Genomic DNA, 23,275 nt, shown 5'->3' with positions numbered 1-23,275 from the left:
GCCCGACGCGCGCATCGCGTCATAGCCATTCAGGGATGGTATCGCGATTTATCATTTCGTCAAAGGTCGGGCGCGCCCGGATCACGGCAAATTCACGCCCATTGACCAGAACCTCGGGGATCAGGGGGCGGGTATTGTATTCGCTCGACATCACCGCACCATAGGCCCCGGCACTGCGGAACGCCACCAACTCGCCCTCGGCCAAGGGCGGCAGCATGCGGCCGCGCGCAAAGGTGTCGCCCGATTCGCAGACCGGGCCGACCACGTCATAGGGGGTTTGCTCGACGCCCGGGGCCGGTTCCACCACGGGAACGATATCGTGATGGGCGTCATACATGGCCGGGCGGATCAGATCGTTCATCGCCGCATCGAGGATCAGGAAATCGCGGCCCTCACCCTCTTTCACATAGATCACCTCGCTGACCAGAATTCCGGCATTCCCGGCCACCAGCCGCCCCGGCTCGATCTCGATCTCGCAGCCCAGATGACCCAATGTCTCGCGAATCAGCGCACCATACTCAGTGGGCAGCGGCGGCGCCTCGTTCGAGCGGGTGTAGGGAATGCCCAAACCGCCCCCGAGATCGAGACGGCGAATGTCATGCCCCTCGGCGCGCAACTCCTCGGTCAGATCGGCCACCTTCTGATAGGCTTGACGAAACGGCTCCAACTCGGTCAGTTGGCTGCCGATATGTACGTCGATGCCGATCACCTCCAGCCCCGGGAGGGCGGCGGCCTCGGCATAAACCGCACTCGCGCGCGAAATCGGGATGCCGAACTTGTTCTCGCTCTTGCCGGTGGCGATCTTGGCGTGGGTTTTCGCGTCCACATCCGGATTGACCCGCACGGTGATCGGGGCCACGACACCGAGGCTTGCCGCCACCTCGCTCAGCGCGCGCATCTCGGGCTCGCTCTCGACGTTGAACTGACGGATGCCGCCTTCAAGCGCCAGACGCATCTCGTCCCGGGTCTTGCCGACGCCGGAAAAGACGATCCGCTCACCCGGCACGCCCGCCGCACGGGCGCGCATATATTCGCCGCCCGAGACCACATCCATCCCCGCGCCAAGCCCCGCCAGGGTGCGCAGGATCGCCTGATTGCTCGCTGCCTTCATGGCATAGCACACCAGATGCTCCATCCCGTCGAGCGCCTCGTCGAACAGCCGGAAATGCCGCGTCAGGGTCGCGGTGGAATAGCAATAGAACGGCGTGCCCACCGCGCGGGCGATCTCCGCCAGCGGCACATCCTCGGCATGCAGTACGCCGTCACGATAGAGAAAATGATCCACGCGCTGTCCCGCCCCGCTTCATCTTGCCCAAAATACTCAAATCCGGCCCTTACACCTCTCGCGACATGCGCAGGAATAGGTAAAGCGGCAAGCCGCAGCTTACCCCGATGCAGAAGGTCGCAGGAATCGCAATAAGTCCGGCCCAGTGGCGGTGCCGCACCGCCTCGACCAGCACCCAGACGGTGAGCGCCACGGCGGCGATGGTCAGGTCCCACGTCAGCCCGGTCGTACTGTCATTGACATACCAAGCGTCGATCAGCGCCGCGAGACTCCAGTCGTTCGCAGCCATGTAGGACATGAACCAGTACATCGGATGCACCGCGCCCCAGAGCGCCAGTGCGGCAAAGACCCATCTCATAGGCCGACACCGACGCCGACATTCACGCCGCCCACGCGCACCCCGGTGCTGACGCTGGTATGCACACCACCGGTGCCCGCGCTCACCGTGGTGTTGACCGAGGGGCGCACCGGATCGCCATCCGCGCCGCAGCCTGCAAGCGCGATCAGCGCCAGCCCTGTCAGAACCGCTCTTGTCATCCCAGACGCTCCTTCCACCGTGCCACCTGCGCGCGCACCTGTTCGGGGGCGGTGCCGCCATAGCTCGTCCTTGAGGCCACCGAATTATGCACGCCCAGCACATCATAGACCGACGCGTCGATTTCGCCATGCACTTGCTGCATCTCGTCAAGGCTGAGGTCCGGCAGGTCACAGCCCTTCGCCTCGGCGCGGGCCACGAGGCTGCCGGTAACATGATGCGCCTCGCGGAACGGCATGTCGAGCACCCGGACCAGCCAATCGGCCAAGTCCGTCGCGGTCGAGAAGCCCGACCCGGCGGCGGCCTCCAGATTGGCCTTTTGGGCGGCCATATCGCGCACCATGCCTTCCATCGCCGCGAGCGCCAGCATCAGGTTGTCGGCGGCATCGAAGACCTGTTCCTTGTCCTCCTGCATGTCCTTGGAATAGGCCAGCGGCAGGCCCTTCATCACCATCATCAGCGCCACGTTGGCCCCGAAAATCCGCCCCACCTTGGCGCGGATAAGCTCCGCCGCATCGGGGTTCTTCTTCTGCGGCATGATGCTCGACCCGGTGGAAAACCGGTCCGACAGAGCGACAAAGCGGAACTGTGCGGAGGACCAGATCACCAGTTCCTCGGCAAAGCGGCTGAGATGCATGGCGCAGATGCTGGCCGTGCCGAGAAACTCCAGCGCGAAATCGCGGTCGCTGACGGCATCGAGGGAATTGGCGCAGGGGCGGTCAAAGCCCAACGCCTGCGCCGTCATCTCGCGGTCAATCGGAAAGGACGTTCCGGCCAGCGCCGCCGCGCCCAGAGGGCATTCGTTCATCCGCGCGCGGGCATCGCGCACCCGGCTCAGGTCGCGCCCGAACATCTCGACATAGGCCATCATGTGATGACCCCAGGTGACCGGCTGCGCGGTCTGAAGGTGGGTGAAACCGGGCATCACCCAATCCGCCCCGGCCTCGGCCTGCGCGACCAGCGCGCGCATCAGCGCCACCAGCGCGCCATCGGCGGCGTCCAGTTGATCGCGCACCCAGAGGCGGAAATCGGTGGCCACCTGATCGTTGCGCGAGCGGCCCGTGTGCAGCCGTCCGGCAGCGGGGCCCACGATCTCCTTCAACCGCGCCTCGACATTCATGTGAATGTCTTCGAGGGCAGCGGAAAAGGTGAAATCCCCGCCCTCGATCTCTGACAAGACCGTGATCAGCCCTTCCCTCATGGCCTCGGCATCACTATCACTGACGATACCCGTGGCGGCCAGCATGGCGGCATGGGCACGCGACCCGGCGATATCCTGCGCCGCCATCCGCTTGTCGAAGGTGATCGAGGCATTAATTGCCTCCATGATCGCATCCGGCCCGGCGGCAAAGCGGCCGCCCCACATCTGGTTCGAGGTCGTGTCAGTCATGTCTTTTGCCCTTCGGAGGGATTTATGAAAACCATTCGTCAGATCGTCCTTTATATGGCCCTCGCCCTCGGTGCAAACGCCGCAGTGGCCGATACCACGGCACTCGAGGCGCTGCGCGAGGGGGACATGAAGAAGCTCATGTTCCATTCCACGCCCAAACCGGCCCCGCAGGTGGAATTCGAGCGTGAAGACGGCTCCACCGCCACGCTCGCCGACTACCGCGGCAAGCATATCGTGCTCAATTTCTGGGCCACATGGTGCGCGCCCTGCAGGAAAGAGATGCCGATGCTGTCGAACCTGCAAGAGCAGATGGGCGGCGAGGCGTTCGCCGTCGTCACCATCGCCACGGGCCGCAACCCGCCCCCGGCGATGAAGGCGTTCTTTGACGAGATCGGGGTGGACAACCTGCCGCTCCACCGCGACCCCAAAAGCGCGCTCGCGCGTCAGATGGGCGTCTTCGGCCTGCCCATCACGGTGATCCTCGACCCGGAAGGCGATGAGATCGCCCGCCTGCAAGGGGATGCCCATTGGGACAGTGAGAGCGCGATGGCGATTATCGCGGCTTTGGTTGATGGGGGTGGGGGGAGTTGAAGATGGTCGAGTTTAGTCGCACCGCTATCCCAAACCTGACTGCCGGTCATTTCTCCAATGCCATGACCGATTTCGATCGGTAGAGGAAATGATGACCCGGAGCGTGAAGCAGTACGCTCTCATACGCCGCCATAAAAATTGATTTTGTGCCAATTGATTGAGTCGCACATACAGATGGGCGAAACTTGATGATAGACAATTATTTGTTTGTCATTCATCGGTATTCTGCACCACTATTAGACGCAAACCCTTCTTGACTATAGACCTAAACTCGTAGGCCTTATACGCTCTCAACCAGCTTGGCTGGCGTTCAAATCGTGAATTTAAGCACCACATTCTCAACCAAGTCCTCAACGAAATCGATAGCCTTTGTGCGGTTAATCCGAACACCGGACGGATGCGCGCATGAGTTCCTAGTACCAAGCTTTTGGTCCAAGATTTTACGCACATCATTTGAGACGATCTTAGCACTCCGGCATAACTCTATGAACTTGACTTCGGGGATATCGCTGAAATCATCGCGCTGCATGATGATTTTGACCTTCACGCGCTTATCAGTGTTCTTGGCGAGCTCCGCATTGAACTCGGCAAGTTTGTTTGTAAAGATGTAGTCGCAAAGATGGTTTATGGCCAATATCCAAGCCATCACGATCGTTGCCCGGTTCGCACTGACCTCGAAACAATCAAGTGTCTCCGACAAAAACTCTCTTGCTCTCCCTGGAGGCATCTTGTGCTCTAATGAGCGCAACGTGGCGCTAGTCTGCGAGGTCATCGTTTCGCCGCCAAGCTGCTTGGATAACGCTTCGCGCATATGGCGCTGCAGCTTGTACCCGTTATCCAATTTAACAAACTTCTGTGGCTTAGTCTTTAAGCCCTCAGATAGCCGGGAAGCTGTCGCCTTTGGCGGCGTCAAATCGCAATCTGTGAAACACTGATCAACTTCTTTTGCGGTAGCTGAATCCTGACCGATCTCGACTGTCAGGAAATAGACGAACAGTTCGATAAGTGATCCCTGCGATTGGCCACTCGCGTTCTCAATCGAGTTATAGAAGCGATTGACCGTGTCCGTCATTCAGCGCCTTTCCTCTTCAAGTCAAACTTGAAATAGTTGTCACCGACCGTCGTAATCGGAACGTCCGTCGGCGAGTTGTAATCGATGTATCCAAACTTGCGACCGCTCGCATCGCGAAACGCTTGTGAGAACACCTTGGGGATTCTTTCGTTTACAGCCTGATAGCAAGTGTAAACTTGGTCGGTGTTAGGATTTTCAATCCCCAACTCTTCAATCAAGAATTTTAAGAAGATCAGCACTCGCTCAGGATGATTTCCAACTTTGTATTCACCAAAATAAGCGCCCAGCTTAGATGTGTCTAAGCTCTTATCAAGCTTTGGAGCATCGGGATTAATGATGCTTTCCTCGTTGTCGTTCAACTTCGCCTTTTTTCGCTTGCGGGCAGGTCTCTTTGACTTTGGCGCGGCACCATTCCCAGCGTCTGCTGCAGGTGTGGCGGGGCTCTCTGCTGGCGGAGGTGGCGGCGCAGCATGCCCAACCATGCGGTCCTTGAAGTCTTCATAGACAGCTTTAACAAGCTCAACATCACCTTCTACGTCGATGATCCCTTGCGTCAAGTTGATATGCAGTTTGGTTTGCATGGCACTTACTCAATATAGTTGTCTGGCATCAGGTGTCCGCAATTTATAGTGGCGCGTGCTTGCTTGCAAGCTACTGAACAAGAAAACTTGCGCGCGCGCACCGTGCATCCGACCCGTTAGCGCACGCCCAACCCTTACCCAGCCACCCTCTTACCCCCGCCCCAAACCCTTGCCTGCCTCCCGCAAAACCCCTAAAGCCAGCCCATGCTTGACGAGACTGACGATATCCATCCGCTCTTTCACGGTGCCCCCGCCAGCACCGAGTTCAAGAAGCTGCGCAAGCGCATCGTGCGGCAGACGCGCGAGGCGGTGGAGCAGTACGGCATGGTGGAGCCGGGGGGCAAATGGCTGGTCTGTCTGTCGGGCGGCAAGGACAGTTACACGCTGCTCGCCGTGCTGCATGAGCTGCAATGGCGCGGCCTGTTGCCGGTGGAGTTGCTGGCCTGCAATCTCGATCAGGGTCAGCCGGGGTTTCCCGCCACGGTGCTGCCCGAGTTCCTGAAAGAGCGCGGCGTGCCGCACCGGATCGAGTATCAGGACACCTATTCCATCGTCATGGACAAGGTGCCGCAGGGCCGCACCTATTGCGCGCTCTGTTCCCGTTTGCGGCGCGGAAATCTCTACCGTATCGCGCGCGAGGAGGGCTGCACGGCGGTCGTGCTCGGCCATCACCGCGACGATATTCTCGAGACCTTCTTCATGAACCTCTTTCACGGCGGGCGGCTGGCGACGATGCCGCCCAAGCTGGTGAACGAGGAGGGCGATCTGTTTCTCTACCGCCCCCTCGCCCATGTCGCCGAGACCGATTGCGAGCGGTTTGCGCGGGCGATGAATTATCCGATCATTCCCTGCGATCTGTGCGGAAGCCAAGACGGGTTGCAGCGCCAGCAGGTGAAGGCGATCCTCGACGGGTGGGAGGCCAATTCGCCGGGTCGCCGTCAGGTGATGTTCCGCGCGCTGATGAACGCGCGGCCCTCGCATCTGCTCGACCCGAAGCTGTTCGATTTCGCGGGACTGAGCACGGAGCCGCTAAAATCCGACGGAAATCCCGAAGGCTTGCCCAAGCTTCGTTAACCTTTGGATGCCATGCTGCGCCCCAACGAGGGGAAAGATGGCGCAACTGTTTGGTAAATATGGGATGATCCGGGCGTATCTGCCTGCGGCCTGCGTCTTTCTGCTGGCCGTGGCGCTGGCCCTGTCGTGGTTCGGGGTGCAGGCGCTGGTCTTTGCTGTACCCTTTGCGTTTCTCGCCTGTATCCCGCTCTGGCAGGATCGGCGGGACACCGGCGATGCCGCCACGGAGTTGCGCGGCGCGCTGGACCGGGACCTGGAGACGTCCCGGAAAACAGGCCAGGGTTTCGCCTGCCTCCTGCTGCGGATCGCGCCTGCGCAGGTGACCGCGCTGACCCTGACCCGCCTGCGCCAGTCGTTGCGCCCCGAAGACCGGATTTTCGATCTGCACACCGGCGAGATCGCCGTCCTGCTCGCCGCGGTGCCGGGGCTTGACGATCCGGCGCTTGTCAGGCTTGGTCGGCGGCTTCAAGCCATTGTCGAAGAACAGATTTTTACCGGTGATGCCCCGCTGCATCCGACCGCGTCACTGGCCCTTTGCCTTGCCCCGGCAGGATGCGCCCGATCCGGCACGGCGCTGCTCGACGGCCTCATGGTGACGCTGGACGAGGCAGTGCGTCGCGGCCCCTCTGCCCTGCTTCTGCATGACCCCGGACCATCCCCCCGGCGCTAGGTTGGCGACGCAAACGGCCCCGGCGCGCTGAGGCGACGAATCCCCGCGCCCGCCTGCAAAACAACGGAATCCGCTTGACCTTTGGGGCCGCACTCTGTTGAACGCCCCTGACAGTTAACAGACGGACGGCCCCCCGATATGGATGATCAGAACAAGAACCTCATACTCGCGACGGCGCTCAGCTTTCTCGTGATCCTTGTCTGGTTCGTGCTGTTCCCGCCACCGGAAACCGCGCCCACCGATCCGAACGCGCCGATCACCGCGACCGAAGGGCAACCGACCGCGTCCACACCGTCGGCGGATGCTCCGGCCAGCACCGCAGGTGCGGCGGCCACCGGCACCGAGACCGCCGAAACCCCCGATGCGCCGCGGCTCGATATCGAGACTCCGAGCCTGACCGGCACGGTCTCGCTTCAGGGCGGGCGGATCGACGAATTGCTGCTCAAGAACTACCGCGAGACCATCGACCCGGCCTCGGACATCGTGCGTCTGCTGTCGCCTGTGGGCGGCGAAACGCCTTATTATGCGCTTTATGGCTGGGCCCCCGGTGCGGGGCTGACCATCGACGATGTCCCCGGTGCCAACACGCTCTGGCAGGTCGAGAGCGGCGAGACCCTGACGCCCGATAGCCCCGTCACGCTGGTCTGGGACAATGGCGCGGGCCTGATCTTTCGCCGGGAGTTGAGCGTCGACGAGGACTTCATGTTCTCGGTGCGTCAGAGCGTTGAGAACACCGGCGAGGCCACGGTGAGCCTTGCGCCTTACGGCATTCTCGCGCGGCACGGGCGGCCGGATGATCTGAAGAATTTCTTCATCCTGCACGAGGGCCTCATCGGCATGGCCGACGGGACGCTGTCGGAAATCGACTATGACGATGTCGAGGAATACGAATTCAACCCGCGCGAGGGCGCGCCCGCCGAGGTCACGCAGGTCAATGACAACGGTTGGATCGGGTTCACCGATCACTACTGGATGACCACGCTCATCCCCGAACAGGGCAACCCGTTCAAGGCGGTCAGCAAATACGATCCGCAGCGCGGCATTTTTCAGACCGAGACCGTGCAGGCCACCCGCAGCCTTGCCCCCGGTGAGACCTCGGTCGCCGAAACCCGGCTGTTTGCCGGGGCCAAGGAATGGGCCACCATCCGCAACTACGAGAACGAGGAAGGCGTCCAGGGTTTCCTCGACTCGATCGACTGGGGCTGGTTCTTTTTCCTGACCAAGCCGATCTTTGCGGTGCTGCATTGGCTCAACGCGCTGATTGGCAATATGGGCTGGGCGATCATTGGCCTGACGCTGCTGATCAAGGTGGTCTTGCTGCCGCTGGCCTATAAATCCTACGTCTCGATGGCGAAGATGAAAGAGCTTCAGCCGGAGATGGAGAAGATCAAGGAGAGCGCCGGGGATGACCGTCAGAAACTCCAGCAGGAGATGATGGCGCTCTACAAGAAGGAAAAGGTCAACCCGGCCTCGGGCTGTCTGCCGATCCTGTTGCAGATCCCGATCTTCTTTTCGCTCTACAAGGTGATCTTCGTCACGCTGGAATTGCGGCATGCACCGTGGATAGGTTGGATCAACGACCTGTCGGCGCCTGACCCGTCCTCGCTCTACAATCTCTGGGGGGTCTTCCCCTGGCCCGCGCCGGAGCCGGGCTCGATCCTCGCGCTGATCTTCATCGGTATCCTGCCGCTCTGCCTCGGCGTGTCGATGTGGCTGCAGCAAAAACTGAACCCGTCGCCGACCGATCCGACGCAGAAGATGATCTTTGCCTGGATGCCCTGGGTCTTCATGTTCATGCTGGGCAGCTTTGCCAGCGGCCTTGTGGTCTACTGGATCGCGAACAACGTGATCACCTTTACGCAGCAATACCTGATCATGCGCAGCCAGGGCTACAAGCCGGACGTGTTCGGCAACATCATGTCGGGATTCAAGCGCGACAAGGCGGCCCCGGACACGGGCAAGAAGAAGTGATGACACAGGTCAGCGCCCTCTGGCGGCACCCTATCAAGGGGCACGGGCGCGAGGCGCTGACCGATGTGACCCTCGCCCAAGGGCAGGCAATGCCCTGGGACAGGCGTTGGGCCGTGGCGCATGAGCTGGCGCGGCTGACCGAGGGCGAATGGGCCCCCTGCACCAATTTCTCGATCGGGGCCAAGGCCCCGGCGCTGATGGCGATCAACGCGCGGGTGGATGAGGCGGCGGGGCTGGTGACGCTGAGCCATCCCGACCGGCCCGACCTGACCTTTGACCCCGACCGCGAGACACAGGCGTTTCTGGATTGGGTGCGACCGCTGATGCCTGCAAACCGTGCGCAATCGGTGCGGCTCTTTCGGCTGGATGGGCGCGGCGTGACGGATACGGATTACCCGTCCGTGAGCCTTCTGAACCTCGCCTCAAACGCCGATCTGGCGGCGCGCATGGGGGCGGAGGTGTCGCCGCTGCGCTGGCGCTGCAACATCCATCTGGGCGGGCTGGAGCCCTGGGCGGAATTCGATCTGGTCGGGCGGACCCTGCGCATCGGTGACGCGGAATTGCAGGTGCGCGAGCCGATCCGGCGCTGCATGGCGACCACCGCCAACCCGGCCACAGGCGCGCGCGATCTGGATACGTTGGGCGCGCTCAACGCCAATTGGAACCATCAGGATTTCGGCATCTATGCCGAGGTCACCCGGACCGGCGCCATCGCCGTCGGCGCCCCGGTAGAGGTGCTGTGATGCAGATGCGTTTTCCCGAAGCCGAGGCCCCCGATCAGGCCAGCGCGGAACTGGGGCGCAAGCTCTTTGCCGGGCCGGTCGAGTTCGTCAAAGGCGTGGTCGCCATGTCCGGCCTGCCCCCCGCCGACCGGCTGGAGGTCTGTTTCGCCGGCCGCTCGAATGTGGGCAAATCGACGCTGATCAATGCGCTGACCGGGCGCAAGGCGCTGGCGCGGGCCTCGAACACGCCGGGGCGGACGCAGGAAATCAACTATTTCACCCTTGGCGAGAGCCGCTATCTGGTCGACCTGCCCGGCTATGGCTATGCCAATGCGCCGGTGGCGGTGGTGCAGAAATGGCAGGCGCTGCTCAAGCAATACCTCTCGGGCCGTCAGACCCTGCGCCGTGCCTTCGTGCTGGTCGATGCCCGCCATGGGATCAAGCCGGTGGACGAGGAGATCATGGCGCTGCTCGACAGTTCTGCGGTGACCTTTCAATGCGTGCTGACCAAGACCGACAAGATCAGCGCCGCCGCGCGGGACAAGGTGCTGGAGCAGGTGCGTCAGAAACTGGCTGCGCACCCGGCGGCCTTTCCCGAACTGATCGTGACATCCAGCGAAAAGGGCGAAGGCATCGCCACCCTGCGCGCCGTGATCGCGACGCTGGAATAGCCGACACCCACGCGCAACCCCGCCTCAGACGTGCTGTGCGCCGTTGATCTCGATCTCGGTGCCGGAGATGTAGGACGAGCCTTCGGTGCAGAGGAAATAGACCGTATCGGCCACCTCCTGCGGCTCGCCGAGACGGCGCATCGGCAGGCGGTCGGCCAGATCCTCGGTGCCCGGTGACAGGATCGCGGTGCGGATCTCTCCTGGTGCGATGGCGTTGACGCGCACGCCCAGAGGGCCGAAATCGAAGGCCATCTCGCGGGTCAGCGCGGCCAGCGCCGCCTTGGACGTGGCATAGGCGGCGCCCGCGAAGGGATGCACCCGCGCGCCCGCAATGGAGGTCACGTTGACCACCGCGCCCTTGGCCGCCGCCAACTCGTTTTTCAGGCTGCGCGCCAGCACCACGGGAGCGAAGAAATTGACGTGGAACACATGCCCCCATGTGCGCAGGTCGGTGCTGATCGTGTCGAGCCGCTCGCCCTCGGGCCCTTTGGGTGAAATGCCCGCATTGTTGACCAGCGCATCGAGCCGTCCGCCGAGGCGCGCGCGGATCGCCTCGACCTTCTCGATCACGTCCTTGGGATCGGCCAGGTCAATCTGGATATGGTTGTCTTCGCCACCGCCCCAGGGGCATTCGGCGGGAAAGGGATGGCGCGAGCAGGTGATCACCCGCCAGCCCGCCGCGTTGAACCGCTGCACCGTGGCGTGACCGATCCCCCGGCTCGCCCCCGTTAGAAGCAATGTCCGCTGTTCCGTCATGCCCGTGTCCTTTCCTGATGCCTCGCGCTGACCCTAGCGCAGCGGGTCGCACTTGCAACGGCCCTTGGCAGGGCAATGCACAAAGGCTAACAAGGCGCGCATGCCATACCGGAGACAAGGATGAAGGCCAGAGACATGAATCGCGACTGGATCGCCACCGCCCGCACCCTCTCCGAGGCGCTGCCCTACCTGCAACGCTATACCGGCGCGATCGTAGTGATCAAGCTGGGCGGCCATGCCATGGGCAGCGACGAGGCGATGGAAACCTTCGCCCGCGACGTGGTGCTGATGAGCCAGGTCGGCGTCAATCCGGTGATCGTGCATGGCGGCGGGCCGATGATCAACGAGATGCTGGAGAAACTGGCGATCAAGTCCGACTTCGTGAACGGCAAGCGGGTCACCGATGCCGCCACGATGGAGGTGGTCGAGATGGTCCTCTCGGGCCGCGTCAACAAGCGCATCGTGCAGGCGATCAACGGTCAGGGCGGGCGCGCCGTGGGCCTGTCGGGCAAGGATGCGGGGATGATCACCTGCACGCCGTCGAGCCCCGATCTGGGCCTTGTGGGCGAGCCCGACGAGATCAACCCCGCGATCCTGCACACCATGTTTGAGGCCAATATCATCCCGGTGATCGCGCCGCTTGGGGCGGGGCGTACTGGCGAGACGTTCAATATAAACGGCGACACCGCCGCCGGTGCCGTGGCCGCTGCGCTCAAGGCCGACCGGTTGCTCTTGCTGACGGATATCGACGGGGTGCGCGATGCATCGGGTCAGGTGGTCACCGAACTCAGCGCCGACCAGATCCGGCAGATGACCCGCGACGGCATAATCGCGGGCGGCATGATCCCCAAGACCGAGACCGCGCTTGCCGCGATCGAGGGCGGGGTGCGCGCGGTGGTCATCCTCGACGGGCGCGCGCCCAATGCCACGCTGCTGGAGCTTTATACCGAGCACGGGGCGGGGTCGCTGATCCGGGCCACGTGACCTTGTGAAAGCGGCGGCGCGCGTTAGGTTCAGGATCATTGCAAGGATGCCGACATGAGCCTGACCCAGATCACCCGCCACGCCGCCCCACATCACCTCGCGGTGATGGGCGCGCTGCATCTCGAGGCGGGCGAGGTGCCGGGGCATGCGACATTGGTCCTTCTGGGGCCGTCCGAGCCGGGGTTCTGGACGGCCTTCACGCAAACGCCCGAGTATTGCGACGGCACGCCTGATCCGATGGATCGCTGGTCGACCCGCGTCATCACCGCGCTGGCCGAGGGTCTTGGGGCGCGGGCGATTTTCCCCTTCGGCGGCCCGCCCTGGCAGCCCTTCACCGATTGGGCGCGGCGCAGCGGGCGGGCCTGGCCGTCGCCGGTGGGGCTATTGGTGCATGACGTGGCGGGGCTGATGGTGTCCTATCGCGGCGCACTGGCTCTCCCGCAGCGGCTCGACCTGCCGGAACCGGGCCTGCGCCCCTGCGAGACCTGCGCGACGCAGCCCTGCCTGACCGCCTGCCCGGTGGGTGCGCTGCGCCCCGGAGCCTATGACGTGCCTGCCTGCAAGGTCGATCTGGACCGCGCGGGCAATGACTGCCGGGCCCGCGGCTGCGCGGTGCGCCGCGCCTGTCCGGTCAGCCAATCCCACGGGCGGGCGCCTGCGCAATCCGCCTTTCACATGGGGTATTTCGGATGAAAAACCTGATCCTGATGCGACATGCGAAATCCGACTGGGGCAGTCCGCTACTGCATGATCACACGCGGCCCCTGAACGAGCGCGGGCGGCGCTCGGCCATGGCCTTGGGGGACTGGCTGCGCGCGCAAGACCTGATCCCCGATCAGATCCTCTGCTCGTCCTCTGCGCGCACACAGGAAACCTGCGCGCGCCTCAAGCTGCCTTTGGCCCCGGACCTGCACGATGTGCTCTATCTGGCCGAAGTTCCCGACATGCTGCGCGTCTTGCGCGGGGCCACCGGCGCGCGGGTGCTGATGCTGGGCCACAACCCCGGCATCGCCGAGTTTGCCGCGAGCCTTGTCACAGCGCCCCCCGCGCATGAGCGGTTTGACGACTACCCCACAGGGGCAACGCTGGTAGTGCGGTTCGAGATCGACCACTGGGCGGACCTGAGGCCCGGCACCGGTGCGGCGCAGCAGTTCGTCATCCCGCGCGAGATGATCTGAGCGCGATGCAGGCCCCGCGCTTCATCGGATCGGAGATCTATCGCGGCTCGAGCTATGGCGCGCGCCACCCGCTGTCGATTCCGCGTGTGCCCACGGTGATCGACCTGTGCCGCGCCATGGGCTGGCTGCCCGCCTCGCACTATATCAACAGCCCGCGTGCGCGACCGCAGGCGCTGACGACGTGGCACACGCCTGCCTATATCGCCGCCCTGCAGCGCGCCGAGACCGAGGGGATGGTCAGCCCCGAGACACGCGTGCGGCATCATCTGGGCACGTTGTCGAACCCGGTTTTTCCAGAGATGTTCCGCCGACCTGCGACCGCCGCCGGTGGCTCGCTTCTGGCCGCAGACCTGATCGCCGGGGGCGGCGTTGTCTACAACCCCGGCGGCGGCACGCATCACGGCATGGCCGATCACGCGGGCGGGTTCTGCTATCTCAACGATCCGGTTCTGGCGCTCAAGGCGCTGCTGGCGCAGGGGCTCAGCCGCATCGCCTATGTCGATATCGACGCGCATCACTGCGACGGGGTGGCGGCGGCGTTTCACGGCGAGACGCGCGTGCTGATGATCTCTACCCACGAGGCGCGGCGCTGGCCCTTCACCGGCGCGCTCGACGACCGGGCGGGCGGGTCTGCCATCAACCTGCCGCTGCCGAGGGGCACGAATGACAGCGGTTTCGCCATGGCGCTGCACGAGGTCATTCTGCCATGCGTGCAGGCGATGCGGCCCGAGGCCATCGTGTTACAATGCGGGGCCGATGCGGTGACCGAAGACCCGCTCTCGCGTCTCGCGCTGTCGAACAACGCGCATTGGCAGGCGGTGGCGCTGCTGCGGTCGCTCAGCACCCGCCTGCTTGTTCTCGGTGGTGGTGGGTACAACCCGTGGACGGTGGGACGGCTCTGGTCGGGGGTCTGGGCCACGCTGAACGGGTATGAGATCCCCAACCGCCTGCCCGAGCGCGCCCGCAGCGTCCTCGCCGCGCTGACATGGACGCGCCGCCCTGCGTTCCCGCCCGATGCGCTGATTGACACGCTGCGCGATGCCCCGCGCGAAGGGGGCGTCCCAGACCAGTTGCGCGCTTCAATCCACACCCTGCGCGACCGGCAGGCGGCTTGGGTCTGACGGCAAAAGGGCGGCCCGCCGGACCGCCCCTTCATCTTGCCCCAAATATTCCGGGGGAGTCGCGCATCGCGCGACGGGGGCAGCGCCCCCATTCCGCAGTCAGTGCCCCAGGATCTGGCTCAGGAACAGTTTGGTCCGCTCGCTCTGCGGGTTGTTGAAGAACTCCTCGGGCTCGTTCTGCTCGACGATCTGGCCCTGGTCCATGAAGATCACCCGGTTCGCGACCTTGCGGGCAAAGCCCATCTCGTGGGTCACGCAGAGCATGGTCATGCCCTCTTCGGCGAGTTCGATCATCGTGTCGAGCACCTCGGAGATCATTTCCGGATCGAGCGCCGATGTCGGCTCGTCAAAGAGCATGATGCGCGGCCGCATGCAGAGCGACCGCGCGATTGCCACGCGCTGCTGCTGCCCACCCGAAAGCTGGCCGGGGTATTTGTCGGCCTGTTCGGGGATCTTGACCTTTTCGAGGAAATGCATCGCGATGTCCTCGGCCTCTTTCTTGGGCGTCTTGCGCACCCAAATCGGGGCCAGCGTGCAGTTCTCGAGAATCGTCAGATGTGGAAAGAGGTTGAAATGCTGGAACACCATCCCGACCTCGGACCGGATCCGGTCGATGTTCTTGATGTCGTTGGACAGCACCGTGCCATCCACCGAGATTGAGCCTTTCTGATGCTCTTCCAACGCGTTGATGCAGCGAATGAGCGTCGACTTGCCCGAGCCCGAGGGCCCCGCGATGACGATCCGTTCGCCCTGATAGACGGTCAGGTCGATATCGCGCAGCACGTGGAACGCGCCGAACCACTTGTTCATCTTGTTGATCTCCACAGCGACCTGATCGGAGACCTTCATTTGTGTTTCTGCGGCCATGATGATGACCCTCCTTACCGGTGATCGGTCTGAAGCTGACGCTCCAGCCACTGTGAATATTGCGAAATGCCGTAGCAGGTGACGAAGAACAGGACGCTGGCAAAGCCGAACAGCTCCCAGTAGACGCCATTCCATTCCGCCGAGGCGAGGATCGGGCCACGGATCATGCCGACGATGTCGAACATCGAGATCACCGAAACCAGCGTGGTATCCTTGAAGAGGCCGACCGCGACGTTGACGATGCCCGGTATCGAGATCTTGAGCGCCTGCGGCAGGATGATCAGCTGCATCGCCTGCGCGTAGTCGAGACCGAGACTGTCCGCCGCTTCATACTGGCCGCGCGGCAGGGCCGCGAGGCCGCCCCGGATCACCTCGGCGATATAGGCCGATGAGAACATCGTGATCATGATGATCACCCGCAGGATCAGGTCGAATGTCGTGCCCGGCGGCAGGAAATAGGCCAGCACCACGTTTGCCACGAACAGCAGCGTGATCAGCGGCACGCCGCGAATGAACTCGATGAAGACCACGCAGATCCACTTGATGATCGGCATGCTCGATTGCCGCCCGAGCGCCAGCATGATGCCGAACGGCACCGAGAGCGACACGCAGACCACGCCAAGCATCAGGTTGATCATGAAGCCGCCCATGTCGCGCGAGGGCACCGGCTCGATGGCCAGCACACTCGCCATGGGCGCGGTGATGAAACCCGACAGGATCCAGAAGATCAGCGCCGCCACAAAGCCCGCGATCACCGCCATGCCTGCGCTGGCACCGACCGTGCGCTTGTAGACAACGGCACCGAGCAGAACACCCAGCAGGGCAAAGACCGGCACGAGCAGCGACCCGCCCCAGATCAGCCAATAGGCGATGAACGGGTAGAGCCCGGTGAAGATCAGCATCTTGCTCGGGAAAAGCTTGAAAAACAGCAGAGGGGCGCCCGCGACAAACAGCAGGATGAAGGCCAGCCCCGGCCGCCAGTAGAGTTCCGACGGGTATTTGAACCCGAAGAGAAGCTGGTTCCACCGCTCGGAGAGCACCGCGAAACAGCCCCCCACCTTGCCGTCGAGAATGTCGCGGCAGGCGGACAGGCTGGGGCTGTCCCAGACGCCATTGAGGAACCATGGCGCTGCCGAGATCACGATCTCGATCACCACGTAGAGCGACACGATCGTCAGCAGCGAATTGGCCGGCGAAGAGAACAGGTTTTCACGCAGCCATTTGACCACACCGGTTGCCGCGATCGGAGGCGGCGCTTCGGGGAGCATGTGGGTGCGCACGAAGGAAATCTGATTGTCCGACATGGCTCAACGCTCCTTCAGCGCAATGGCGTTGTTGTAGACGTTCATCACCGCCGAGATGGCGAGGCTGATCGTGAGATAGAACAACATCAGCATCAGGACGCATTCGATGGCGCGCCCGGTCTGGTTGAGGGTGATCCCCCCGAGGGTGCCGGTCACATCCATGTAGCCCACGGCGATGGCCAGCGACGAGTTCTTGGTGAGGTTGAGGTATTGCGAGATCAGCGGCGGGATGATCACACGCAGCGCCTGCGGCAGGATCACCAGGTTCATGATCCGGCGTGGCCGCATCCCGAGCGAGGCCGCGGCCTCGGTCTGGCCTTTGCTGACCGCCTGAATGCCCGCGCGGACGTTCTCGGCGATGAAGGCGCCGGTATAGATCGCGAGCGCGAACCATAGCGCGATCAGCGAGCCGCGAATGTGGATGCCGCCCTGAAAGTTGAAACCGGCGAGCGCGGGGTAATCAAGGCCGATCGGACGGCCGAGGATGAAATAGATCAGGATGGTCGGCACGAAGAGGATGACCAGCGACGGCCAGCCCGTCGGGATGAGCTTGCCGGTGTCATAGAGCAGCTTGGTCGCGTAGCGGCGATAGTAGAACACGCCGAAGATCGAGGCGAGAAAGGTCAGCACCACGACGACCGAGCCCGGCCCCCAGACCGGCGCGGGCGTGTAGACGCCGCGATTGGTGAAGGCAAACGACCCGAAGAGCATGCTCGAATCCGGGTCGTCGCCCCGGAACGCGCTTGGCGCGGGCAGCACCGCCGTCATGATGGTGAAGATGATCAGGATCCAGATCAGCACCGGCACGTTGCGGAACGCCTCGACATAGACGGCCATCAGCTTGCGCACCAACCAGTTCGGAGACAGGCGCAGGATACCGGCCGTCACCCCGAAGAGGGTCGCGGTGATGCAGCCCAGAAAGGCCACGATCAGCGTATTGAGAACGCCCACGATCGAGGCGCGCATGTGGCTCGACTGGCTGTCATATTCGATCGGTCGCTGGTTGATGTCATAGCCCGACGGCTCTGCCAGAAAGCCGAAGGCGATGTTCTGGCCTTGCTCGGCAAGGTTACGCACGAGATTCGCGCCAAGATAGGCCATCAGCGCGACCAGAAGCATCAAGGCGATGAACTGGAATGTATAGGAGCGATACCGCGTGTCGTAGATCAGCTGCGACAGTTGGAACGACGCCTTGGGAGGGTCGGATACCGTTGTCATCTGGGTTTCCCTGTGTTTCGACCCGGTTTTTTATCGGCTTTTGCGCCGTGGGCCGATTTTTTGAGAGCTGTCAGGTGAAAAGGGCGCGGAGTGATCCGCGCCCTTTGTCAGTTCTGGTCTTAGCGGAAGGGCGGCGAGTAGAGGATGCCGCCATCAGTCCACTGCGCGTTCAGGCCGCGCGCCAGACCAATCGGGGTATTCTCGCCGATGTTCCTCTCGAACACCTCGCCATAGTTGCCACCAACCGCGATTGCGCGCTTGGCCCAGTCAGCTTCGAGGCCGATCATCTCGCCAAGGTTACCCTCGGTGCCGAGCAGGCGGTTGATCTCGGGGCTGTTGGTCGGCGAAGATGCCATCTCTTCGACATTGGCACTGGTGACACCCAGCTCCTCAGCCGAGATCAGGGCGTTGAGCGTCCAGCGCACGATATCACCCCACTCGTTGTCGCCGTGGCGCACAAGCGGGCCAAGCGGCTCTTTCGAGATGATTTCGGGCAGGATCACGTGCTCCGTCGGGTTCTCGAACGCGGCACGGGTCGCGGCAAGGCCGGAGGCGTCGGTGGTGTAGGTGTCGCAGGCACCGGCAAGGTACTGCTGCTGGCCTTCGGCGTTGGTTTCGATCGGCACCGGCTCGTAGTTGATGTTGTTCTTGCGGAAGAAATCCGCGAGGTTCAACTCGGTGGTGGTGCCGGTCTGGATGCACACGGTCGCGCCGTCCAGCTCTTTTGCGGAGCTCACGCCAAGTGCCTTGGGCACCATGAAGCCCTGACCGTCATAGTAGTTGACGCCCACGAATTCGAACTTGAGGTCGGTATCACGCGAGAAGGTCCAGGTGGTGTTGCGCGCCAGCATGTCGATCTCGCCAGAGGCGAGCGCGGTGAAGCGTGTCTTACCGGTCGTCGGTACGAATTCGACCGCAGTCGGATCGCCCAAAACAGCGGCAGCAACGGCGCGGCACACAGCAACGTCAAAGCCTTCCCAGACGCCGTTCGCGTCGGGTGCAGCAAAACCGACGAGACCGGTGGTCACGCCACAGTTCAGCTTACCGCGGGCCTTGACGTCATCGAGCGTAGCAGCCGCGGATGCCCCGGCAGCAACGCCAGCGACGGTCAGCGCGCCCAAAAATACGGTTTTTTTCATGTTTACCTCTTCCTGATTGTCCGCTCTTTCGAGAACGGTTCGTTCGGCCCGCGCGGGGCCGCTGTTACACTGTTTGAGGGATAAAAACCCCTGTCAGTGTTCGCAAGTTTGTGTGGATTCATCACAAAACGTCAAGTCTTTGTTCAAGAAAACCAATAGCCGGCACTGTCTTGACCCAAGGTCAAAGACCTGAAAAGGGCATCGGCTTCACCCGCGCGAAAGATCGTAGAAGTATTTCGCGTTCAGAAAGTCGGTTTCTTTCCTCAGCGCGACCGCTTCGGCCTCTTCGTCGTTACCCCATTGCTCCTGTTGCCAGGTTTCGTCGATCCGGGACAGGTGCCAGAGGGTTTTTGCAGGGTGAAGATCGTGGATCGTGGCGAAGCCGACGATCAGCGAGCCGCTGAGGCTGACGAGATCGTGAAAGGCGGTTAATGCCCAATTATCCAGCATTTCCACCTGTGCGTGCAGGCGCGCAAGCGGCTCAACCTTTTGCGGTTGGTGCATGACGCCCGTGCGCGGGTGCAGCCGTGCGGAAAGGACCGATTCGGCCCAGTCGAGCAGCGGATCCCAGGCCTCGGCCTGCCGCGCGGCCAGTTCCGCCGGGCTATCGGCGCGGTAGCACAGAAGGTCGCTGTCGCCGTAATCGGCGATCATGCGCGCCACCTCGGAATGTTGATGCGCGACCTTGTCGATGGCGGCATTTGCAGCGCGGGTCACGGGCATGGTGTCTGGGACGATCCCGGCCTCCTGCGCGTCCCATTCCGTGGCGATGGCGCTGGCCATGGCGCGGGTCGGCACGATCAGTTCCGCCTTGGCGGGCGTGCGCACGCGGCGTCCGTCCAGATGCACGCCAAAGCCTTGGTCGGTCTCACTGACCCCGGCCTCGCTCCAAAACCGTTTCGCGGCCCACTCGCTCATGCCGGTGCCCTCCAGATGTCGTCGATCAACCCCGCGAGATCGCGGAAATCATGCGCGATCGCGGTCGCTGCGCCCAATGCCTCGGGTCTGTGATAGCCCCAGCTGACGCCGATGCCGGGGATGCCCGCCGCGCGGGCCATTTCCATGTCAAAGCTGGTGTCGCCCACCATCACCGCGTTTTCCGGTGCGACGCCGGTCTCAGAGAGCGCCGCGCGCAGCATCGAGGGGTGCGGTTTGGACGGATGGTGGTCGGCCACCTGCCGGGTCACGAAGAAGGACCGCAGATCGTGGCCGTCCAGCAGCTTGTCGAGCCCGCGCGCGGATTTGCCCGTCGCCACGCCAAGAAGGGTTTCGGGCACCGCGTGCAGCGTGCGCAGGGTGTCGAGCGCATACGGATAAAGCGGCGAGGATTGCGCCACGCCCGTTTGCGCGCGCAGGCCCATATAGGCCTCCTTGTACCAGCCGACGATGCGGGTGTGCAGATCGGCGGGCAGATGCGGTGCCAGCCGCGGCACCGCCACATCGAGCGACAGCCCGACGATGCCAAGCACCGCCTCACGCTCCGGCGCGGGGTGATCCGCGCGCTCGAACGCCGCCGTCATCGCCGCCAGAATGTCGCCCTGGCTGTCCACCAGCGTGCCATCCACATCGAAGATCACCAGACGCAGCGGGCGGCTCATGCCATATCCTCGAGCGGGTCCTCCGGTGCCTCGGATGGCTGCCATTGAAAGAGATCCCAGGTGCGTTGCATATGCTCGGGCAGCGGTGCGGTCAGATGCAGGATCGCGCGGCTCACCGGATGCTCGATCTTGAGCGAGCGGGCGTGCAGGTGCAGCTTGCGGCTGACATCGCCGCCCAGTTGCGCGCCCCAGCCGTCACCGAGATTTTCCTGCCCCGAGCCGCCATATTTGCCGTCGCCGACGATAGGATGCCCGATCTCGGCCATGTGCGCGCGCAGCTGGTGCGTGCGCCCGGTCACCGGAATGAGCGCCATCCACGCGGTGCGCCCGCCCGCATTCTCGATCATCGCGTAGTCGGTGGTGGCGGGTTTGGCACCGGGGGTATTCTCCACCTCGCGCGGATGCAGGCAGAGCATCTTTTCGCCCTCGCCCTTGGCGCCGTGCCCGGGCGCCTTGACGAGGCCGAAGCGGATCGTGCCCATGCGCGGCACCGGCGATCCGGCGACGGCGGCCCAGTAGATCTTGCGCGTGTTGCGGTGGCGGAACGCGGCCGTCAGACCCTTGGCTGCCTCGCGGGTGCGGGCGAGGATCAGCACGCCGGAGGTGTCCTTGTCGAGCCGGTGCACGAGGCGGGGCTTTTCATCAAAGCCAAAGCGCAGCGCCTCGGCCAACCCGTCGACATGCCGCGCCTGCTTGCTGCCGCCCTGCACCGGCAGACCCGGCGGCTTGTTCAGCGCGATGATGTGATCGTCGCGGTAGATCACGCAGGACTGGATCATCTTGGCATCCGCCGGGCTGATCCGGGCGGCATCGGGCGCGGGTTTCGTGTCGGCATCGGGCAGCGGCGGGATGCGCACGCTTTGCCCCTCTTCCAACCGGGTGGCGGATTTCACGCGGCCACCCTCGACCCGCACTTCGCCCTTGCGGCACATCTTTTCGATCTGGCCCTGGGTCAGATGCGGAAACTGCCGCCGCAGCCAGCGGTCGAGGCGCTGATCGCCATCGCCGGGTTTCACCACCCGTGTCTGAACCGTGCTCATGCCGTCATCCCCCGTGCCAGCCACACGCCAAGCGCCAGTGCCGCGAGCGAAAGCACGACCGACAGGCCGACATAGGCCGCCGCTGCCACGATCTGCCCGCGTTCATAAAGCGTGAAGGCCTCGAGCGAGAAGGCCGAGAATGTGGTGAAGCCACCCAGCACACCGGTCATCAGGAACGGGTTGAGATGATCGAACCCGCGTTGAAAGGACAGCACCATGATCACCCCCATCAGGAAAGAGCCCAGGACATTGACCGTCAGCACGCCGAGCGGAAAGCCCGGCCCCGCGACGCGCAGCATGGCAAGACCCACGCCAAAGCGCAGGCAGGCCCCGATCGCACCGCCAAGAGCCACCTGAAGAAAGGTCATCATCATGGCGGCGTCTGTCGCGCGGGCGGGGTGCGTTGTCAAGCGGCGTGGCGTTGCGCGCCGCTTATGCCCCGAGGGTCTTGGCGGCCCAGACCAGCGCCAGACCGATCACCAGCGCGAGCAATCCCAGCAGCCGCCGCGCTTCGGGCGGCAGCGCCGCGAGGGCGACAAGCATCTGGTCGATAAGCGAAGGGGCCAGTGCATAGACCAGCCCCTCCACGATCAGAACCAGCCCGAGGGCCAGAAGCGCGGTTTCGATCATTGGTCCGGTGTGGCCGAACGCAGGTAATCGAAGAATTCGCTGTCCGGTGTCATGACCATCGACGAATTGCTGCCCTGAAGCGCCTTTTCATAGGCTTCGAGCGAGCGATAGAACGCGAAGAACTCCTCGTCAGCGCCAAAGGCGTCGGCAAAGATCGCGTTGCGCTCGGCATCGGCCTCGCCTCGGATCACCTGCGCTTCGCGCTCGGCATCCGACAGGGTCTCGGTCACGGTCCGGTCGGCAAGCGCGCGCACGCGCTGTGCGGCCTCGTTACCACGGGCGATCTCGTCTGCGGCTTCGCGTTCACGCTCGGCGCGCATCCGGGCAAAGGTCGCGTCGAGGTTCTGCTCCGGCAGGTTGGTCTGCTTGAGGCGCACGTCGACCACGTCGAGGCCAAGGCCCTGCGCGCTGATCTGTGCCTGACGCTGGATGCGGCGCATCAATTCGCGGCGATCCTCGGAGAGGATGGTGTCGGAGGTCACCTGATCGGCACCCAGCACTTCGCGGATCTGCGCGTTGAGAACCGAGGAAAGCCGGTCTTCGGCGACCCTCAGCCCGCCGACGCCAACGGCTTGGCGGAACTGCACCACGTCCTTGATCCGGTAGCGCGCGAAGGCGTCGACGACAAGGCGGCGATCATCCGATGGCGTGACTTCGATCGTGTCGGTATCGAGCGAAAGGATGCGGTCGTCATAGCGCACGACTTCCTGGATGAAGGGGATCTTGAACGACAGCCCCGGCTCTTCCTTGACGTCCTTGATCTGGCCGAATTGCAGCACCAGCGCCTTTTCGCGCTCGTCCACGACGAAGATCGACGACAGGCCGAGGAAGATGACCACGACGAGGAACGGAATGAAAAATTTCGTCTTGCCCATGAT

At 63.4% G+C, this 23,275-nt stretch carries 27 protein-coding genes; 10 read left to right on the top strand and 17 right to left on the bottom strand.

Annotated elements, in window-relative coordinates; translation table 11 throughout:
• Positions 1-19: 19 nt before the first annotated feature.
• The 4 genes from lysA to argH are packed head-to-tail and all read right to left on the bottom strand — an operon-like array spanning position 20 to position 3,210.
• Positions 20-1,285 (bottom strand): diaminopimelate decarboxylase, encoded by a 1,266-nt coding sequence (gene lysA, locus PVU19_RS03465; protein WP_050663686.1) that lies wholly within the window; start codon positions 1,283-1,285, stop codon positions 20-22.
• Positions 1,286-1,334: 49 nt separating this feature from the next.
• A complete protein-coding gene (locus tag PVU19_RS03460; protein WP_050663687.1) occupies positions 1,335-1,643 on the bottom strand; it encodes a DUF2834 domain-containing protein in 309 nt (102 codons plus the stop codon).
• Complete coding sequence (locus PVU19_RS03455) at positions 1,640-1,822, bottom strand: hypothetical protein (protein ID WP_050663688.1); 183 nt, start codon at positions 1,820-1,822, stop codon at positions 1,640-1,642. Before PVU19_RS03455 ends, PVU19_RS03460 begins: the two co-directional genes overlap by 4 nt.
• Entirely contained in the window at positions 1,819-3,210 is a 1,392-nt protein-coding gene (gene argH, locus PVU19_RS03450; RefSeq protein ID WP_050663689.1) for an argininosuccinate lyase, read from the bottom strand. Before argH ends, PVU19_RS03455 begins: the two co-directional genes overlap by 4 nt.
• Positions 3,211-3,234: 24 nt before the next feature.
• On the opposite strand from argH, the gene PVU19_RS03445 reads away from it, so the two are divergent.
• Positions 3,235-3,801, top strand: a complete 567-nt coding sequence (locus PVU19_RS03445; protein ID WP_050663690.1) for a TlpA family protein disulfide reductase — start codon at positions 3,235-3,237, stop codon at positions 3,799-3,801.
• 310 nt (positions 3,802-4,111) lie between these two features.
• Here the strand turns inward: PVU19_RS03445 and PVU19_RS03440 are convergent, their stop codons facing one another.
• On the bottom strand, positions 4,112-4,873 hold the full coding sequence (locus tag PVU19_RS03440) for a hypothetical protein (protein ID WP_200901873.1): 762 nt from the start codon (positions 4,871-4,873) through the stop codon (positions 4,112-4,114).
• Positions 4,870-5,454: a hypothetical protein gene (locus tag PVU19_RS03435; protein WP_050663691.1), complete on the bottom strand. Its 585-nt coding sequence runs from the start codon at positions 5,452-5,454 to the stop codon at positions 4,870-4,872. Before PVU19_RS03435 ends, PVU19_RS03440 begins: the two co-directional genes overlap by 4 nt.
• Before the next feature lie 204 nt (positions 5,455-5,658).
• Here PVU19_RS03435 and ttcA point away from each other — a divergent pair, with 204 nt between their 5' ends.
• From ttcA to yihA, 5 genes are all read left to right on the top strand, one after another.
• Positions 5,659-6,528 (top strand): tRNA 2-thiocytidine(32) synthetase TtcA, encoded by an 870-nt coding sequence (gene ttcA / locus PVU19_RS03430; protein WP_050663692.1) that lies wholly within the window; start codon positions 5,659-5,661, stop codon positions 6,526-6,528.
• Between the two features lie 37 nt (positions 6,529-6,565).
• Positions 6,566-7,198 carry a nucleotidyl cyclase domain-containing protein gene (locus PVU19_RS03425; protein WP_050663693.1) on the top strand — a complete coding sequence of 211 codons (633 nt, stop codon included), beginning with the start codon at positions 6,566-6,568 and terminating at the stop codon, positions 7,196-7,198.
• A gap of 138 nt (positions 7,199-7,336) precedes the next feature.
• Positions 7,337-9,169 carry a membrane protein insertase YidC gene (gene yidC / locus PVU19_RS03420; RefSeq protein ID WP_050663694.1) on the top strand — a complete coding sequence of 611 codons (1,833 nt, stop codon included), beginning with the start codon at positions 7,337-7,339 and terminating at the stop codon, positions 9,167-9,169.
• Positions 9,169-9,912, top strand: coding sequence for an MOSC domain-containing protein (locus PVU19_RS03415; RefSeq protein ID WP_050663695.1), 744 nt, complete (start codon positions 9,169-9,171; stop codon positions 9,910-9,912). Before yidC ends, PVU19_RS03415 begins: the two co-directional genes overlap by 1 nt.
• On the top strand, positions 9,912-10,562 hold the full coding sequence (yihA, locus tag PVU19_RS03410; RefSeq protein ID WP_050663696.1) for a ribosome biogenesis GTP-binding protein YihA/YsxC: 651 nt from the start codon (positions 9,912-9,914) through the stop codon (positions 10,560-10,562). Before PVU19_RS03415 ends, yihA begins: the two co-directional genes overlap by 1 nt.
• A gap of 24 nt (positions 10,563-10,586) precedes the next feature.
• Here the strand turns inward: yihA and PVU19_RS03405 are convergent, their stop codons facing one another.
• Entirely contained in the window at positions 10,587-11,318 is a 732-nt protein-coding gene (locus PVU19_RS03405) for an SDR family NAD(P)-dependent oxidoreductase (RefSeq protein WP_050663697.1), read from the bottom strand.
• Positions 11,319-11,438: 120 nt separating this feature from the next.
• Between PVU19_RS03405 and argB the strand changes: the two genes are divergently transcribed.
• The 4 genes from argB to PVU19_RS03385 are packed head-to-tail and all read left to right on the top strand — an operon-like array spanning position 11,439 to position 14,601.
• Positions 11,439-12,302, top strand: a complete 864-nt coding sequence (gene argB / locus PVU19_RS03400; RefSeq protein WP_050663698.1) for an acetylglutamate kinase — start codon at positions 11,439-11,441, stop codon at positions 12,300-12,302.
• A gap of 54 nt (positions 12,303-12,356) precedes the next feature.
• Complete coding sequence (locus PVU19_RS03395) at positions 12,357-12,995, top strand: hypothetical protein (RefSeq protein WP_050663699.1); 639 nt, start codon at positions 12,357-12,359, stop codon at positions 12,993-12,995.
• Entirely contained in the window at positions 12,992-13,480 is a 489-nt protein-coding gene (locus tag PVU19_RS03390) for a SixA phosphatase family protein (RefSeq protein ID WP_050663700.1), read from the top strand. The genes PVU19_RS03395 and PVU19_RS03390 overlap by 4 nt, the downstream gene beginning before the upstream one ends.
• A 5-nt stretch (positions 13,481-13,485) precedes the next feature.
• Positions 13,486-14,601 (top strand): acetoin utilization protein AcuC, encoded by a 1,116-nt coding sequence (locus PVU19_RS03385; RefSeq protein WP_050663701.1) that lies wholly within the window; start codon positions 13,486-13,488, stop codon positions 14,599-14,601.
• A 99-nt stretch (positions 14,602-14,700) separates the two neighbouring features.
• On the opposite strand, the gene PVU19_RS03380 is transcribed toward PVU19_RS03385, so the two are convergent.
• The 10 genes from PVU19_RS03380 to hflC form a co-directional block, all read right to left on the bottom strand.
• Complete coding sequence (locus PVU19_RS03380) at positions 14,701-15,468, bottom strand: amino acid ABC transporter ATP-binding protein (protein WP_050663702.1); 768 nt, start codon at positions 15,466-15,468, stop codon at positions 14,701-14,703.
• A 14-nt stretch (positions 15,469-15,482) separates the two neighbouring features.
• Positions 15,483-16,772 (bottom strand): amino acid ABC transporter permease, encoded by a 1,290-nt coding sequence (locus PVU19_RS03375; protein ID WP_050663703.1) that lies wholly within the window; start codon positions 16,770-16,772, stop codon positions 15,483-15,485.
• A gap of 3 nt (positions 16,773-16,775) precedes the next feature.
• Positions 16,776-17,990, bottom strand: coding sequence for an amino acid ABC transporter permease (locus PVU19_RS03370; protein WP_050663704.1), 1,215 nt, complete (start codon positions 17,988-17,990; stop codon positions 16,776-16,778).
• A gap of 119 nt (positions 17,991-18,109) precedes the next feature.
• A complete protein-coding gene (locus tag PVU19_RS03365; protein ID WP_050663705.1) occupies positions 18,110-19,129 on the bottom strand; it encodes an amino acid ABC transporter substrate-binding protein in 1,020 nt (339 codons plus the stop codon).
• Between the two features lie 207 nt (positions 19,130-19,336).
• Complete coding sequence (locus PVU19_RS03360) at positions 19,337-20,047, bottom strand: ATP12 family chaperone protein (RefSeq protein ID WP_050663706.1); 711 nt, start codon at positions 20,045-20,047, stop codon at positions 19,337-19,339.
• Positions 20,044-20,727 carry an HAD-IA family hydrolase gene (locus tag PVU19_RS03355; RefSeq protein WP_050663707.1) on the bottom strand — a complete coding sequence of 228 codons (684 nt, stop codon included), beginning with the start codon at positions 20,725-20,727 and terminating at the stop codon, positions 20,044-20,046. Before PVU19_RS03355 ends, PVU19_RS03360 begins: the two co-directional genes overlap by 4 nt.
• Entirely contained in the window at positions 20,724-21,767 is a 1,044-nt protein-coding gene (locus tag PVU19_RS03350) for an RluA family pseudouridine synthase (protein ID WP_050663708.1), read from the bottom strand. Before PVU19_RS03350 ends, PVU19_RS03355 begins: the two co-directional genes overlap by 4 nt.
• The gene (crcB, locus tag PVU19_RS03345) at positions 21,764-22,141 is read right to left on the bottom strand and encodes a fluoride efflux transporter CrcB (protein WP_050663709.1); all 378 of its coding nucleotides are present in this window, start codon (positions 22,139-22,141) and stop codon (positions 21,764-21,766) included. The genes PVU19_RS03350 and crcB overlap by 4 nt, the downstream gene beginning before the upstream one ends.
• A gap of 58 nt (positions 22,142-22,199) precedes the next feature.
• Complete coding sequence (locus PVU19_RS03340; protein ID WP_050663710.1) at positions 22,200-22,397, bottom strand: DUF2065 family protein; 198 nt, start codon at positions 22,395-22,397, stop codon at positions 22,200-22,202.
• Positions 22,394-23,272: a protease modulator HflC gene (gene hflC, locus PVU19_RS03335; RefSeq protein ID WP_050663711.1), complete on the bottom strand. Its 879-nt coding sequence runs from the start codon at positions 23,270-23,272 to the stop codon at positions 22,394-22,396. Before hflC ends, PVU19_RS03340 begins: the two co-directional genes overlap by 4 nt.
• Between the last annotated feature and the right edge of the window lie 3 nt (positions 23,273-23,275).

The sequence above is a fragment of the Roseovarius tolerans genome (genome assembly GCF_028885395.1).
In the GTDB taxonomy this organism is placed as follows: domain Bacteria; phylum Pseudomonadota; class Alphaproteobacteria; order Rhodobacterales; family Rhodobacteraceae; genus Roseovarius; species Roseovarius tolerans.
Note: the sequence above shows the minus strand (reverse complement) of the source record. Positions and strands in the feature narration are given on the sequence as shown.